13 protein-coding genes and 2 pseudogenes are annotated in these 16628 nt (G+C 38.4%); 10 read left to right on the top strand and 5 right to left on the bottom strand.

Annotated features, from left to right (window positions below; genetic code table 11):
- Positions 1-17 precede the first annotated feature (17 nt).
- The gene (locus J536_RS13985; RefSeq protein WP_016802806.1) at positions 18-806 is read right to left on the bottom strand and encodes an AraC family transcriptional regulator; all 789 of its coding nucleotides are present in this window, start codon (positions 804-806) and stop codon (positions 18-20) included.
- Between the two features lie 106 nt (positions 807-912).
- Between J536_RS13985 and J536_RS13980 the strand changes: the two genes are divergently transcribed.
- Positions 913-2133, top strand: coding sequence for an MFS transporter (locus J536_RS13980; RefSeq protein ID WP_032063159.1), 1221 nt, complete (start codon positions 913-915; stop codon positions 2131-2133).
- Positions 2134-2200: 67 nt separating this feature from the next.
- On the opposite strand, the gene J536_RS13975 is transcribed toward J536_RS13980, so the two are convergent.
- The gene (locus J536_RS13975) at positions 2201-3346 is read right to left on the bottom strand and encodes an aldose epimerase family protein (RefSeq protein WP_032063158.1); all 1146 of its coding nucleotides are present in this window, start codon (positions 3344-3346) and stop codon (positions 2201-2203) included.
- Between the two features lie 192 nt (positions 3347-3538).
- Between J536_RS13975 and J536_RS13970 the strand changes: the two genes are divergently transcribed.
- Positions 3539-3985, top strand: a complete 447-nt coding sequence (locus J536_RS13970) for a hypothetical protein (RefSeq protein WP_032063156.1) — start codon at positions 3539-3541, stop codon at positions 3983-3985.
- 11 nt (positions 3986-3996) lie between these two features.
- Here J536_RS13970 and J536_RS13965 read toward each other — a convergent pair whose 3' ends face one another.
- On the bottom strand, positions 3997-4872 hold the full coding sequence (locus J536_RS13965; RefSeq protein ID WP_032036302.1) for a LysR substrate-binding domain-containing protein: 876 nt from the start codon (positions 4870-4872) through the stop codon (positions 3997-3999).
- 184 nt (positions 4873-5056) lie between these two features.
- Between J536_RS13965 and J536_RS13960 the strand changes: the two genes are divergently transcribed.
- The 5 genes and pseudogenes from J536_RS13960 to J536_RS26160 form a co-directional block, all read left to right on the top strand.
- Positions 5057-5806: an SDR family NAD(P)-dependent oxidoreductase gene (locus J536_RS13960; RefSeq protein WP_000926501.1), complete on the top strand. Its 750-nt coding sequence runs from the start codon at positions 5057-5059 to the stop codon at positions 5804-5806.
- Between the two features lie 77 nt (positions 5807-5883).
- Positions 5884-7185 carry an MFS transporter gene (locus J536_RS13955; RefSeq protein WP_031962927.1) on the top strand — a complete coding sequence of 434 codons (1302 nt, stop codon included), beginning with the start codon at positions 5884-5886 and terminating at the stop codon, positions 7183-7185.
- A gap of 19 nt (positions 7186-7204) precedes the next feature.
- Complete coding sequence (locus J536_RS13950; RefSeq protein WP_081404146.1) at positions 7205-8050, top strand: transketolase; 846 nt, start codon at positions 7205-7207, stop codon at positions 8048-8050.
- Between the two features lie 10 nt (positions 8051-8060).
- The gene (locus J536_RS13945) at positions 8061-9065 is read left to right on the top strand and encodes a transketolase family protein (protein WP_032063153.1); all 1005 of its coding nucleotides are present in this window, start codon (positions 8061-8063) and stop codon (positions 9063-9065) included.
- A gap of 106 nt (positions 9066-9171) precedes the next feature.
- Positions 9172-9302 (top strand): annotated as a pseudogene (locus tag J536_RS26160) (hypothetical protein); the annotation flags it as partial.
- A 35-nt stretch (positions 9303-9337) separates the two neighbouring features.
- Here the strand turns inward: J536_RS26160 and J536_RS13940 are convergent.
- Entirely contained in the window at positions 9338-10168 is an 831-nt protein-coding gene (locus tag J536_RS13940) for a TIGR02391 family protein (RefSeq protein ID WP_032063151.1), read from the bottom strand.
- A gap of 212 nt (positions 10169-10380) precedes the next feature.
- Here J536_RS13940 and J536_RS25185 point away from each other — a divergent pair.
- From J536_RS25185 to J536_RS13930, 3 genes and pseudogenes are all read left to right on the top strand, one after another.
- A pseudogene (locus J536_RS25185) lies at positions 10381-10528 on the top strand (transketolase family protein); the annotation flags it as partial.
- A gap of 221 nt (positions 10529-10749) precedes the next feature.
- The gene (locus J536_RS13935; RefSeq protein WP_032063150.1) at positions 10750-11916 is read left to right on the top strand and encodes an AAA family ATPase; all 1167 of its coding nucleotides are present in this window, start codon (positions 10750-10752) and stop codon (positions 11914-11916) included.
- On the top strand, positions 11906-12538 hold the full coding sequence (locus J536_RS13930; protein WP_032063149.1) for an HNH endonuclease: 633 nt from the start codon (positions 11906-11908) through the stop codon (positions 12536-12538). Before J536_RS13935 ends, J536_RS13930 begins: the two co-directional genes overlap by 11 nt.
- 38 nt (positions 12539-12576) lie before the next feature.
- Here the strand turns inward: J536_RS13930 and metH are convergent, their stop codons facing one another.
- Positions 12577-16263, bottom strand: coding sequence for a methionine synthase (gene metH / locus J536_RS13925; RefSeq protein ID WP_032063147.1), 3687 nt, complete (start codon positions 16261-16263; stop codon positions 12577-12579).
- Positions 16264-16628: the final 365 nt, after the last annotated feature.

The following is a 16628-nucleotide window of genomic DNA, read 5'->3' as shown; positions in this document are numbered from 1 at the left end:
CCTGCAAAAAAAAAGACTTATAGCGACATCGCGGCACTTCTAAACTGCTGAGGTGTTTTTCCTAGATGTCGCTTAAACATTGCACTGAACGCGCTGGGGTTTGTATACCCCAGTGATTCTGAAATTTGAGCAATAGATTCACCATTCGCGATTTTACTTAACGCAAGTGCAATATGCATTTGTTGCAACCATGCCCGATATGACAGCCCAGTTTCCTTTTGGAACATACGCATTAGGGTTCTGGAACTGGCACCAATATCATCAGCCCAATCTGTTAAATCTTTTGAACTGTCAGGCGTATGTAATAACTCTTGGCAAATTTTTAAGAGTCTTTTGTCTTTCGGCCACGGAATCTGAATAGGCAATAAATTGGCCCGATGTATTTCTTCAAAAATCAAAATTTGTAAAGAACGGGAAAGCTCTTGAGAGGTTGCTGTATTTGGAGTTTCCTCACGTTCAATTTCATTTAAACGAATCAAAAGCTCATGCAACAGGTTGCTCACCCGAATAATAAAACAATGTTGTCCCATTAAAGCTGCTGCATTTACTTCAACCAATGCCGTATTTAACTTCACGTGACTCAGTGAAATCACGCTGTGCTCTACATGTGCTGGAATCCATAACGCGCACATGGGCGGCACAATCCACACATGATTAGGCGTAAAAACTTGAATGTTGCCAGTAGAGGCATATAAAAACTGCGCACGTGTATGCGTATGTGTAGGCGTGATTTCTCGGTAAGAATGCTCAGAAGATAGCCCAATCACAAGTTCAGACAAATCAGACTGAATAAGAGAATCGGACATAAACTATCCTAAAAATTGTCACTTATACGATGATTATTGGAAGATAACTTTATAAGCGACAATTTACAATAAGCATCTCATTTAAAAATATTGGAGTTTTTCAGGTATGACGTCTTCAATACAATTGAAAGATGGTATTGCCAATACCGTTGCAAATGATCAGCCTCAAGGAATGATTATTAAAATTGTAGGCGCAGTGGCAGTCGCACATTTACTGAATGATTTAATTCAGGCGGTGCTACCAGCCATCTATCCAATGCTAAAAGCAAACTTTTCGCTGAGTTTTGCGGAGGTTGGCCTAATCTCGTTTGTATACCAGATTACAGGTTCACTGCTACAGCCTTGGATTGGACTTTATACCGATAAACATCCAAAACCATATCTTCTACCACTCGGAATGGTTGTCACATTCTGCGGCATTATCTTGTTAGCATTTTCACCAAGTTTTGCTGTGTTGTTATGTGCATCTGCGCTTATTGGAGTGGGGTCTGCAACATTTCATCCAGAAGCTTCACGTGTGGCACGAATGGCATCGGGCGGGCGCTTCGGTACAGCTCAGTCGACTTTTCAGGTGGGCGGAAACACCGGGACAGCCATTGGTCCATTGTTGGCAGCTTTACTGATTGTCCCGTTTGGACAGCATGCAGTTGCGGGTTTGGTGATATTTGCACTTTTGGCGATTTGGGTTTTATTTGGTGTAAGCCGTTGGACTGTGAGTCATGCTAAAAGTCAGGTGGTTGCACGTGCTACCCAAGCACATACTAAATTGCATGGCCGTAAGCTAATTATTGCTTTGAGCACAATTAGTGTGTTGATGTTTGCCAAATTTACCTACATTGCTAGCATTAGTAATTACTTTACCTTTTACTTAATTCAAAAGTTCCATATCAGTATTCAAACAGCTCAGTTGCATTTGTTTGCCTTTTTGGCAGCCGTTGCTTTAGGTACATTTGCAGGCGGCCCAATTGGTGACAAAATTGGCCGTAAAGCAGTGATTTGGGTTTCATTTATTGGTATGGCACCGTTTGCATTAATGATGCCGTATGCAAACTTATTTTGGACAACAGTTTTCTCAATTATTGCAGGTTTAGTGTTGTCGTCTGCTTTTGCTGCAATGGTGGTTTACGCACAAGAAGCCGTTCCGGGCCGTGTGGGTATGATTGCAGGTCTAATGTTTGGTCTTATGTTTGGGGTCAGTGGTATTGCCGCAGCTGGGTTAGGGCATTTAGCGGATATTAACGGCATTGAATGGGTATTTGGTTTATGTTCATTGTTGCCATTACTTGGTTTTGCAACTGCATTTTTACCCAACACAAAAGTAAAATAAATGAAAAGACTCTCAGCCATATTTAGCTGAGAGTCTTTTTAATATGAACATAGCCTCATTGTAAAGATTATTTTTGAACACCAAACTTAAATACGGTGACACTGTTATAAGTTTGATTTGGGTTTAAACGTGTAGAAGGGAAAGCTGATTGATTCGGGCTATCTGGAAAATGCTGTGTTTCTAATGCTAGCGCATCTGCTTGTCGATAGAGTACGCCATTTGCACCAGTAACATTTCCGAGTAAATGATTGGCTGTATACATTTGAACGCTTGGTTCAGTGGTTAAAACCTGCATGGTTCGTTTAGATTTTGGGTCAACCACAATAGCTGCAAGATTGAGTTTCCCTTGAGACTTTTGATTAATTACCCAAGTTTGGTCATAGCCATATCCATAGGCCAATTGCTGATTATTTGCTCGGATATCTTTTACGATTGCTTTAGGCGTTCGAAAATCAAAAGGTGTACCTGCAACTGAAGCAATTTCACCTGTGGGTAAGGAGTTTTGGTCGGTTACCAATATACGGTCTGCATTGAGTTGTACCACATGATCTAGTACGCCATAAGGATTATTCCCAGCGCCTGATAAGTTGAAATAACTGTGGTTGGTGAGATTGACGACTGTTGGTTGATCAGTTTTGGCTTTATATTCAATCTGGAATTCATTTTGATCTGAAAGACTGTAGATCACTTCCACATCTAACTTTCCGGGAAAACCTTGATCACCATTTGGACTGGTCAACTTAAGAGAAGCTTTAACGGTTTCACCTTTAGAAACGAGAGGCTTAACTTGCCAAACACGTTTATCAAAACCGGGATTCCCGCTATGTAATGAATTTGGCCCATTATTTTTTTCAAGGTTATACGTTTTTCCATCTAAGCTAAATTTAGCATTACCAATCCGGTTCGCATAACGACCAATTAATCCGCCAAAATGAATGCCTTCCTTGGTATCAGTGACTTCATAGCCTTTTAGATCATCGAAGCCCAAAACAATATTATTTTGTTTGCCTTGGGCATCGGGAGTCAAAATCTGTGTAATTACACCACCGAAGCTAATAAAAGAAACTGAGACTCCTTTGTTATTGCTCATGGTGTATAAATCAACTTTTTGACCATCTTGAGTTGTACCATATGGTTTTGCATTTAATGTTGCTGCATTGGTAAGTTGTGCAAAGCTATAAATCGTAACACCTAAAATTGCTAATTTTTTCATGTTTATACTCTATTTTTTAATAGTAAGACTGGATGAATATAAGATTGATTTTTCATCTTTTTAAAGAGGTTTTTATTATATGTAGTGTTAATAATAATCGATTAGTTAATGTTAAATATTGGAAAAATTGGTTCAATTTACGCTTATAAAGAAATTAATCTTATGAGCAAAATTCAACGGTAAGTTATTTTTATGACTCATCCCGACTCGGTTTTAAAATTTTCACTTGGTCTAAATAGTTTCTCGTTTGATGTAGACAGCCAACACATTCACCTTGAGCAGGGCTTAGGTTTTGTTAATTCAAAAAGTATCAGCGATGGTGTTATTGATGAGCTTGCTATCGAAAAGATGATTTATTTTATTGAAGAAATCATCGAGTCTCAGCCACTCAGAAATCTGAATATAAGTGGGGTAGCTGTTACATCTGGTGCTGCTATGACACACCTCAGTCAGTTATTTTTTAGTGCTAAAAAGCAAATCAGCCGTATCGAGCTTGAGCATGGATTTAATGATTTTATTGAACGTTTGAGCTACTACACAAACCAAGTAGCTCCAGATCAGGTTTATGTTTTTACCTACTTTGTATTTATTCGAGAGATGATGCATCACTTACGAGTTGAGCAAATTCAGATCATTTAAGAAATGATTTCTCAGCCTGCCAATTCATCATGAATCCAGTTTAAAAATAGCTCAATTTTAGGAATAAATTGGTGGGTTCGTGGATATACCAAGTGATGAGCAGAGATTGGAATCGATAGCTCATCTGCAAAAACTCTAACTAATTTCCCAGATTCTAAATAATTTTGGGTAAGCAAATTACTTTCTAAAACAAAACCTAGCCCGTGTGTGGCCGCCTCAAGTGACATATAAGAGCGGTCAAAACTCAAAGTGTAGGGAAACTCAGGAATAGTTAGACCCTGATGGGCAAACCATTGTGGCCAAGTGACTAAGGTCGATCGCGATAAAATCAGTTCTTTCTTTAATAAATCTTGAGGTTTATTTACTGGACTACGTTCAAGTAGTTTGGGGGAAGCAAGCACTTCAAGCTTTTCATTACGAATCGTTCTGATTTCTACCCCTGTCCAGTTGGGCAAACCATGACGAATATCAATGTCGATCTTGTCGCGAGTAAAGTGCAAATTTTCATAGGAACATGACAAGTTGACCTGAATCATGGGGAACTTTTCTTTAAATGACTCGAGGCGAGGGAGCAACCAAAGCAAACCAAAACTTGGGGATGAATGAATATATAAACTGTCTTTAGGGCTTTTATCGGCAGCTTTTTCCGTGGCTAACATCAGGTTATGCAAAATGGTGGTGACATCTTGAAAATAGCGTTCACCAGAAGGGGTAAGTGTCACACCACGTGCACCACGAATAAATAAACTCTGCCCAATCATTTCTTCAAGCTTAGCAATTTGATGACTCACTGCTGAAGGCGTGAGATTCAAATGCTCGGCTGCCTTCGCAACATTGCCGAAACGGGCGGTTTGTTCAAAAGCCTGTAAGGTTTTAATTGAGGGCATGTGGTTGAAATTGTTTTCACTACTATCCATGAAATGATCCATTTTTATCCCTAAAACTTATTTGAAAATAGCATAGGCATGAATTTTTTTCATGTCTTGTTGAATTCGAGATGATTGCTGGGCTTTGTGAAAAAAGAGATTCTAAGTCAGAACTCAGGAAATAAAGCGTAAAAGAGGATTGAATATGTTACTACAAGGAAAAGTGGCATTAATTACCGGTGCAGCATCAGAACGTGGAATTGGGCGAGCAACCGCAGAAATCTTTGCACAACAGGGTGCCAAAGTCATTATTGTTGATTTAGATCTTGCTCAAAGCCAAAACGCTGCAAAAGCGCTTGGTGAAGGACATTTAGGCCTTGCTGCAAACGTTGCGAACGAAGAACAGGTCAAAGTAGCTGTTGAACAAGCACTACAGCACTATGGCAAGATTGATATTTTAATTAACAATGCTGGTATTACTCAGCCAGTTAAAACCCTTGATATTCAACGTAATGACTATGACCGTATTTTAGATGTCAGCCTCCGCGGAACATTGATTATGTCGCAAGCGGTTATTCCATCTATGAAGGCAAATGGTGGTGGAAGCATTGTATGCCTATCCTCAGTTTCAGCGCAGCGCGGCGGTGGTATTTTTGGCGGGCCACACTATAGTGCTGCCAAAGCAGGTGTATTAGGTCTGGCAAAAGCGATGGCACGTGAGTTTGGTGGTGACCAGATCCGTGTAAACTCTCTTACTCCCGGTCTAATCCAGACTGATATTACTGGCGGTTTAATGAATGATGACCGTCGTCACGACATTTTGGCAGGTATTCCACTTGGCCGCTTAGGTAAAGCGCAAGATGTTGCAAATGCAGCATTATTTTTGGCAAGTGATCTGTCAGCTTACTTAACTGGTGTCACACTCGATGTAAATGGTGGCATGCTGATTCATTAACGCTTGTCATTTAAAAACTAAAAATAGAATGATGGTCACAAGAGGATACTGTGGCCAAATGTAAAGGGATTCGCATGATGGATACAGTATTTTCATCTGAAGTAGATACAACGATTCGTAAATCGGCGTATCGAAAAATTGCATTTCGGCTCATGCCATTTTTAATGCTTTGTTATTTTTGTGCCTATTTAGATCGAGTAAATGTGGGTTTTGCCAAACTCCAAATGATGAGCGATTTACAGTTTAGTGAAGCTGTATATGGTCTAGGCGCAGGGATTTTCTTTATTGGTTATTTCCTCTGTGAAGTACCAAGTAACATTGTGCTTCACAAAGTAGGTGCACGGCGTTGGATTGCCCGAATCATGATTACATGGGGCATTTTGTCAGGCTGTTTTGCCTTTGTTCAAACCGAATGGCAATTTTACACCTTACGTTTTTTGCTTGGTGTTGCTGAAGCTGGACTAGCTCCGGGCTTGTTGCTTTATCTCACTTACTGGTTCCCATCTTACCGCCGTGCGCGCATGACCGTACTTTGGTTTATCGCGATTCCAATTTCGGGAATGATTGGTGGGCCACTTTCAGGCTTAATCATGGACCGAATGAGCGGTGTACATGGTTGGTTTGGATGGCAGTGGATGTTTGTAATTGAAGCCATTCCTACTGTACTTGTTGGCCTGCTAGTACTAGCTGTTTTAAAAGATTCAGTTCAAGACGCCAACTGGTTAACCCAAGACGAAAAGAACTTGGTGAAGCAAGAGCTTGCTCAGGATAACCAGCACAAAGAAGGTCATGCTAGCGTTAAAGAGTTCATCGCGGATAAACGGTTATGGCTACTGGCAGGTATTTACTTTTGTGTCGTGATGGGGCAATACGCCATTACATTTTGGCTACCAACTCTCATTCGTAACTCAGGCATTAGTGATAACTGGCATATCGGTTTACTCACAAGCCTGCCTTATATGTGTGCCATTGTGGTCATGATTTTGGCAGGACGTAGCGGGGACCATTTCCAAGAACGCCGCTGGCACTTAATTATTCCGATGTGTGCAGGCGCTATAGCACTCACATTTGCGACTTTATTCGCTTCAAATCTAACACTCTCTTTAATTTGCCTTTGCATCGCAGCCTCAGGTGTGCTGACGGCATCCTCTTTATTCTGGATGTTACCGACCAACTTTTTGGGTGGTGTTTCCGCAGCGGCAGGTATTGCAGCAGTGAATAGCTTCGCCAATCTTGCAGGATTTTGCTCACCTTATTTAATCGGTTGGGTCACTACCAACACAGGTTCAAATGCAATCGGTATGTTCTTAATCACAGCAGTATTAATTTTCGGTGCCAGTTTGGTTCTGCGTGTTCCAGCAAAACTGGTCAATCGTTAATAAGGAATAGTAAATGACAATGTTAAATGTTGATAAAGCAGGCCAAATTGCCGAGTTGCAACAACGTGCCTACCACATTCGCCAACATGCTTTACGTATGGGGCAAGTACAAGGCCAAGGCTATGTTGGACAAGCCTTAGGTGCAGCAGATTTGCTAGCAGTATCTTATTTCCATGCGATGAAATATCAGCCAGAAAACCCCGAATGGGAAGGCCGTGACCGTTTTTATCTTTCTATTGGGCATTATGCAATTGCACTTTATGCAGCCTTAATTGAAGCAAAAATTATCCCGCTTGAAGAACTTGAAACCTACGGAGCCGATGACAGTCGGTTACCAATGTCGGGTATGGCTTCCTATACACCCGGTATGGAAATTACAGGTGGTTCATTGGGTCACGGTCTTGGAATTGCAGTCGGCGCATGTTTAGGGCTAAAACAGAAAAAATCAGATGCTTTTGTCTATAACTTACTGTCCGATGGAGAGCTAAATGAAGGTTCAACGTGGGAAGCCGTAATGTCTGCTTCTCATTGGAAACTAGATAACTTGATTGCCATCATTGATGTGAATAATCAGCAGGCAGATGGACATTCCAGCGAAATTTTAGCGTTTGAGCCAATTGTTGATCGTTGGCAGTCATTTGGTTGGTACACCCAACGTGTAGATGGCAACAACATGGAAGCTTTGCTTGAAGCATTTGATCAAGCGCGAAACCATGAAGGAGCATGCCCACGCGTCATTATTTGTGACACCAAAATGGGTAAAGGCGTGTCGTTCTTGGAAAGCCGCGAAAAAACACACTTTATTCGTGTTGATGAACATGAATGGGACGATGCTTTAAATATTTTGACCCACTACGGAAAGTAAGGAATACACCATGAGCCAGTTAGCCAATCCTCCTAAGAAAAAACTAACCACTTCGGCAATGATTGCTTCTATTGCTGCCGAGGGCCAACCGACTAAACCAGCTCCATTTGGGCATGCACTGAATGCCTTGGCAAAAGAGCGTGACGATATCGTAGGTTTATCAGCAGATTTATCAAAATATACAGACCTACATATTTTTGCCAAAGAAAACCCCGACAAGTTTTTCCAAATGGGCATGGCAGAACAACTTTTGATGAGCGCAGCAGCAGGACTTGCTCGTGAAGGATTTGTTCCTTTTGCGACGACCTATGCTGTGTTTGCATCACGCCGTGCCTACGATTTTATTTGTATGGCAATTGCGGAAGATAACCTGAATGTCAAAATTGTAGCAGCTCTTCCGGGATTAACCACAGGCTACGGCCCAAGTCATCAGGCAACGGATGATATTGCAATTTTCCGTGCTATGCCGAACTTGATGATTATCGATCCATGTGATGCCTTAGAAATAGAACAGGCAATTCCTCAGATTGCCGCTCATAATGGTCCGGTATATATGCGTTTATTGCGTGGTCAGGTTCCATTAGTGCTCGATAAATACAACTACCAGTTTAAATTGGGTAAGGCACAGGTGATTAAACCCGGTAAAGACTTACTCATTATTTCGACTGGTTTATTGACCATGCGTGCGCTTGAGGCAGCCGAAGAGCTTGAAAAAGAGGGCATTGAGGTTTCAGTGCTACATGTGCCTATCATTAAGCCTTTAGATGAACAAACTATTTTAGATGAAGTCACAAAAGGTGGCCGACCTGTTTTAACTGCCGAAAATCATTCAGTGGTTGGTGGTTTAGGGGAGGCTGTTGGCTCACTACTTTTAAAAAATGGGCAACATCCTCGTTTTGACATGATTGGTTTGCCAGATGCATTTTTAGATGCAGGGGCATTACCCACTTTGCATGATCGCTATGGTATTTCAACAGAAGCAGTTAAAGAGAAGGTTAAGTCACATTTGAAGTAAAAGTAATGTGTACTTGGTATAAATAGTATCGAAAAGAAATCTCTTAATCTTAAAGATTGGGGGATCTTTTTATTTACGGATTGTTTAATCTAAAATTGCTAGATTAAATGATTTTATTGAGCATTTAAGCTATTACACAAGCCAAGTGTCTCCAGATCAGCTTTATGTTTTACCTACTTTGTGTTTATTCGAGAGATGATGCATCACTTAAGAGTTGAGGAAATTCATGTAATGTGAGCATATAAAAGCTTATATGATATACAACTAGGCTTTTATAATTTTCCCTCATACATTTTTTTTGCCTCAATAGCTTTATCCAATTTTCTATGTATTAAGGAAATAGTAGATAAAATATCTAGAGCATCTTGTTCATCAATAGTCCAAGTAATTTTAGGAGCATGGGCTGTTGTGTTTCTAAATGTACCAAAAATTCCTTTTAATAAGTTCATAAAACCTTTTTGTTCACTTTCTTCGCTTTCTGTCATTAAATTGTTTAATGCCAGATGAGGAATTTTTCCTTTGAATGAGAAAGCTTGATCTATTAACTCAGATCCATCTGTAGTGAGAGACGTTTTATTACGAATTTTTTCAGCGATACTTTTAGTTGCTTCAAATACAGCATGAAAATAATTATCAACTAACAGCTCTGCTTTGCAGAAAAGTAGAACGTCATTATGAATCTTCCTATCAATTAGTACTTTTCTTAAATTTATAGCGCGTTCTTCTGCTTCAGTAAGTGTTTTGATGGCTGTGATGCGTTTTATAATTCCAGTTTCTTCTAATTCCAATCCTTCAAATGAAAGCACAATATTTAATTTGTTTCGTATTTCATTAAACCATGTTGCATTATCAAAGTGCCTTGATGGTCTCATGACATGTTGAATAAAAAAGATTAAATTATTGGCGCACTTATCTTCATTCTGTTTGAGATTCAAAGCATCATATAACTTCTTCCATTTTGTTGAATTTATTTTTGGATCAGAAATATTACACTCACTTAGGTATTTAGAGATTTCCGTACCTGTTAGGCCATTCATTGTATCGCCTAATATTTTGCAAATAGATTCCAAAGTGGCAGGATCAATTTTTTTGAGAATAGCCATTTAATAATTTTCGAAAATATATAATTGATAAATTACATATTTTTCATTTGAAGATCAATTTAATCCTTCTGCTAATTTTTCTCCTTTTGATAAGGAGAATAAAGCGCATTTAAGCAAAAGAATCTCATTTGGGCTGGTTTATTGACTATGGAGGTGCTTAAGGGGACTGATGTGTTAGAAAGGGAGGAAATTAAGTTTAAGTGATGTATGTCCTATTTCTAAGAAATTGTAAACATCCTCGTTTTGACATGATAGATTTGCCAGATGCATTTTAGATGCAGGGCCTTATCTACTCTACATGATCGATATGGTATTTCAACTGAAGCAGTTATAGAGAAGATTAAGTCACATTTGAAATAAAAGTAATATGTATTTGATATAAATAGTATCGAAAAAAACTCTTTGAAATCCCTGAATGTTAAAGGTGGGGAATTTTATTAATTAATGCAGTAATCTAGGCTGTCTATATGGATTTTTCTAAATATATTGTTCAACAGGAAGTTACTTTTTTGAATAATATGGGCTTTAAATAGTCATATAAAAGATTTACAATTTTATAAATTTAAAATTTTTTGTGAAAAATGTATTGGGATAATTATAGTGATGTTAACTTCTTAGTCGGAGTTAATGGAAGTGGGAAAAGTCGCTTATTAAATACTATAGGTCAAAATCACTTAAAGCGAAATGATCATGTTATAGCGATTTCAAATACTGTTTTTGATAAGTTTAGTACTAGAGGATATGAAAAATTAAGTGCAAGAGATGGGAAGGTTTTTTTAAAAAATATAATTATTGATTCATTTTTGAATGAAAATGATAGTATTTATAATATCCTGGAATACTTAAAATATGAGAGATTTGTTGCTGTATTAATATCATTTTACTCTGATTTTGATGGTGATTTTCTTAGCTATTTCATAAGAAAAATAGATAAATATAATAAATTTGATATTCCAATTGATAAGGATTTTATTGATTATGAGTTAATTGAGCTTGAGAAGTTTTGTAATCAATTAGAAAAATTATTACGTCCTTATAGTAATTATGAATATATTTTTGACTTTGGATATTGGATGGGGAAAGAAAACACTGTAAATTTATCAATCTTCAAAAAATTCTATGAGCTATTTAGTAATAAAAGAATTTTTAAAATAGACTTTCTTTTATCTAAAGATGGAAAGAGATTTAAGTTGGATGGAGCAAGTTCTGGAGAATCCCATTTTTTAGCACAGATGTTATTCTTGAGTGAGAAAATTTTAAAAAATAAAAAAAATATAATTTTAATAGATGAGCCTGAAATAAGTTTACATCCAAAATGGCAGAGAGAGTATGTGTTAAAACTGTACGATTACTTTTATATGTATGATTTAAATTTTTTTATAGCAACTCACTCTCCATTAATGATTTCAAAACTTCAGGTAAATCGAAAGGATTTTTACAGTGATTATATAGGGAATATAAACTATAAAATATTTAAAGTAATTGATGGGAATTTTGAAAGAATTCAAGAGGATGATGATTATAGTATTGAATCTTTATATTGGGAAATTTTTGGTTTATTAACACCAGATAATTCATTTTTGTCGAGGTATTGTGTTGCTTTATTAGATAATTATGACTTAAAGAAAATTTCTTTTTATGAGATAAAAGAAGAGTTTAAAAAGTTAAAAGAAGCATGTGACTTAGATTTACAAAAACAAGTTTTAATGGATATAGAAAATAGGTTTATAAACAACAATGAACATTAATTTATTAAATTACACTTGTCCCTATCCTAAGAAGTCAAGTAGGGGGAAAGGTAGAAATATTAATTGTAAATGTGGAAATGAGCCTTGGTCGTGTAAAGAATTCTTTTATGTAAAGAAGCAAATTAAGGTTAAGTTAAAAAAAGAATTTGATAACACATGTGCATTTTGCCAAAGGGCTCTTGCCGAAGATGAAGATATTATTATTGATATTGAACATGTATTGCCCAAACATAAATATGTAAATTACAGTTTTGATATAAGAAATTTAGTTATTTCTTGTCGGAGATGTAATACAGGAGCACAAAAAGGTACACGAACAGATTTTATCAATTATCTAATTCAGAATGATCAATATAACGCTTCAATAGATTTTTCTTTAGATAACTATAAATTCATACATCCAAAGTATGAAAATACTAGAGATTTTTATGAATTGGAATGTTTACAAGCAGGGCGTGCAGTATTTATGCGTTATACAATAAATAAAGAACATCCTAAACTTGAATATACATTTGATTTTTTTAATCTAAAAAAGTTAGAGCGTGGTTCTTTAGAAGATTGCGCAAGGATAATGAAAAAATTAAATAGTAAATTTTTAAAATATTTACCTGAGAAAATATAAAAATCCCCTCACTTGAGGGGATTTTTTATAGCTTAATTTTAAGCAATCGAATCATCTAAATTTGATGCTAACCAACGCTTCGCTTCATCCAGTGTCCAACCTTTACGTTTTGCATAATCTTCAAGTTGGTCTTGAGATATTTTACCTACGTTAAAGTATTCACTCTGAGGATGAGAATAATAGAAACCACTTACTGAAGATGGCGGCATCATTGCAAAGTGTTCAGTCAGTTTAGTACCGATTTTGTCGGTAGAACCTAACCAGTCGAACAATACCGCTTTTTCAGAGTGCTCTGGGCAAGCAGGGTAACCCGGTGCAGGGCGAATACCGACATATTTCTCTTTAATCAGTTCTTCATTGCTAAGCTGTTCATCAGCTTTATAGCCCCAGAACTCTTTACGAATGCGTTCATGTAAGTGTTCTGCAAAGGCCTCAGCAAAACGGTCAGCCAGTGATTGAACTAAAATTGCAGAGTAGTCATCACCTTTGGCTTTGTACTCATTTGCCAGTTCTTCTGCACCAAAAATCGATACAGTGAATCCGCCTAGGTAGTCCTGTTGTTCACGGTCATTACGAATGTAATCTGCCAAAGACAAGTTCGGTTTACCTGTCACTTTGTCAGATTGTTGACGTAAGTGCTCAAAAGTATGCGTAATATTTTGACCTGCTTCATCAAATACACTTACTGTGTCGGCGTCAGTGCGCTGTGCAGGGAACATACCGAATACGGCACGAGCATCAAAACGGTTGTTGTCGATAATATCTTTCAACATCGCTTGAGCTTGGTTATACAAATCTGTTGCAGCTTCGCCGACCACTTCATCTTCTAAAATTTTCGGGAATTTACCTGCCAAGCTCCAAGAAATGAAGAATGGTGTCCAGTCAAAATACTCTACAATGGTTGCAAGAGGGTAGTTGGTGAGGACTTGTGTACCTAAAAGATTTGGTTTTGGTGGTACATAGCTTTCGTCAATTTTAAAGCCATTCTCAACCGACTCTTTATAAGTCAATTTGGCAGCTTTTGGCTGTTTGTTGGCTAAGCGTTCACGGATTTTGGCATATTCAGCACGGTGCTCTGCAATAAAGTTTCCACGCATTTCTTTCGAAAGCAGGGTCGTTGCAACACCCACAGCACGTGAAGCATCCGCAACATAAATCACAGCATCGTTTTGGTACTGAGGATCAATTTTTACTGCTGTGTGTGCTTTTGATGTAGTCGCACCACCAATTAACAAAGGAATATTAAAGCCTTTGCGCTGCATTTCTTTGGCAACAAACACCATCTCATCTAAAGATGGAGTAATCAGACCTGACAAACCGATGATGTCACATTTTTCATCAATTGCAGTTTGCAAGATTTTCTCGCAAGGAACCATTACGCCAAGGTCAACAATGTCATAACCATTACAGCCAAGTACAACACCTACAATATTTTTACCAATATCGTGTACGTCACCTTTAACAGTTGCCATCAGGACTTTACCTTTAGATTGGCTACCTGTTTTTTCAGCTTCAATGTACGGGTTAAGCCAAGCCACAGCTTGCTTCATAACACGTGCAGATTTCACAACTTGTGGTAAAAACATTTTGCCCGAACCGAACAAGTCACCAACCACGTTCATACCGTCCATCAAAGCGCCTTCGATTACATCTAAAGGACGTTTGGCTTTGAGGCGAGCTTCTTCTGTATCTTGATCAATGTAAGTGGTAATACCTTTAACTAGTGCATATTCAAGACGTTTTTCTACAGATTCATTACGCCATTCAAGGTTCTCGGCTTCTTTGGCAGCTCCGCCTTGTCCACGGTATTTTTCAGCTACTTCAAGCAGTCTCTCAGTCGCAGCTTGACCAGATTCACCTTGGTTTTGGTTTAAGATGACATCTTCAACTGCTTCTTTTAGCTCGGCTGGAATATCATCATAAATTGCCATTTGGCCGGCATTCACAATACCCATGGTCATGCCTTGCTTGATGGCATGGTACAAGAACACAGAGTGAATGGCTTCACGAACAGGCTCGTTACCGCGGAACGAGAATGAAACGTTTGATACACCACCAGAAATCATGGCGTGCGGTAAGTTTTGTTTAATCCAACCTGTGGCCTCAATGAAATCGACCCCATAGTTATTGTGTTCTTCAATACCTGTTGCTACTGCAAATACGTTCGGGTCAAAAATAATATCTTCAGCAGGGAAGCCAATATCATTAACCAAAATGTCATATGAGCGTTTACAGATTTCACGCTTACGTGCAGCAGTGTCGGCCTGACCTGTTTCGTCAAATGCCATGACAATAATCGCAGCACCATATTGACGGCACAGGCGAGCTTTTTCTACAAACTCTTCATAACCTTCTTTTAAAGAAATCGAGTTAACAACGGGTTTACCTTGTACGCATTTTAAGCCAGCTTCAATGATTTCCCATTTTGATGAGTCAATCATGATTGGCACACGTGAAATATCTGGCTCAGAAGCTACAAGGTTTAAGAAATGCACCATCGCATTTTGCGAATCGAGCATCCCTTCATCCATGTTAATGTCGATAATCTGTGCGCCAGCTTCCACTTGTTGCTGTGCAACTTCTAAAGCTTCAGCAAAGTTTTCTTCACGGATTAAGCGTAAGAATTTTTTCGAACCTGTAACGTTAGTACGTTCACCCACGTTAACGAACAATGAGTCATCATAAATATTAAATGGTTCTAAACCACTCAAACGACAAGCAGGTACAGTTTCAGGAACTTGACGAGGGGCTATATCTTTTACCGCATTGGCAATCGCGCGGATATGGTCTGGTGTTGTACCACAGCAACCACCAGTAATATTAATTAAGCCACTTTCTGCAAATTCTTTTAAGAATGCTGCAGTTTGCTCTGGCGTTTCGTCATATTCACCAAATGCGTTTGGTAAGCCTGCATTTGGGTGCGCTGAAACAAACGTATCTGCTACATCGGAAATGGTTTTTACGTGAGGACGCATGGCATCTGCACCAAGCGCACAGTTAAAGCCAATCGATAGCAAGTCACCATGACGTACAGAGTTCCAGAACGCTTCGGCAGTTTGACCTGTTAAGGTACGACCCGATGCATCGGTAATGGTCCCTGAAATCATGATTGGTAATTCACGACCAACTTGTTTAAAGACTTCTTTAACCGCAAAAATTGCAGCTTTGCAGTTTAATGTGTCAAATACGGTTTCAATCAAAAGGATATCTGCACCGCCTTCAATCAGCGCATGAGTCGCTTCAATATAGTTTTCTTTTAACTCATCAAAAGTAATGTTACGAAAGGCAGGGTCATTTACATTCGGTGAAATTGAACAAGTACGCGATGTTGGCCCAAGGACACCTGCGACAAAACGCGGTTTATCTGGAGTCGAATACTTCTCACAAGCTGCTTTAGCTAAACGTGCTGCTTCACGGTTAATCTCTGGAACAAGATCTTCCATATGATAGTCAGACATTGAAACACGCGTGCCGTTAAAGCTATTAGTTTCAATAATGTCTGCACCAGCATCAAGATAAGCTTCATGAATACCTTGAATGATTTGAGGCTGGGTCAGAACCAAAAGGTCATTGTTACCTTTTAAGTCATGTGCCCAATCGGCAAAACGCTCACCACGGTAGTCGGCTTCTTCCAATTTATGGCGCTGGATCATAGTTCCCATTGCACCATCAATAATCAGAATGCGTTTAGCAAGAAGCGCTTTTAGGGTGGCAAGCGTAGACATAGAAAACCCCGATCTTTTATATGAATTTAAAAATGCGGCGCTATTGTAACAGAATAGTTGCGCAATTGATGACCTATAACGACCCACCATTCACCGTAAATTAGTCGTAAAAAAAGTGTTTTCGAACAACAAGAGGGTGTTTTTTCATCAAATATTCATAAAATGATCATGATATTGAAATATTTCATCTCCAATATTCGGTTTTATGACAGTTGTAGTGTTTAAAAAGTAGACGTTTAGGTAATTTTTTAGATATTTTTGCTTCAAAAATAGTCATAAAATAGATGGGTGGGGATTTATGTAAATTATTGTATTTAAATAAAAAAATAAAAATCATAGAGGAAAGGTGCATCAAATGAGGTCAA

It is taken from the genome of Acinetobacter sp. 809848 (genome assembly GCF_000581275.1).
GTDB classification, from domain to species: domain Bacteria; phylum Pseudomonadota; class Gammaproteobacteria; order Pseudomonadales; family Moraxellaceae; genus Acinetobacter; species Acinetobacter pittii.
This window is presented reverse-complemented; position numbering and strand designations above follow the sequence as displayed.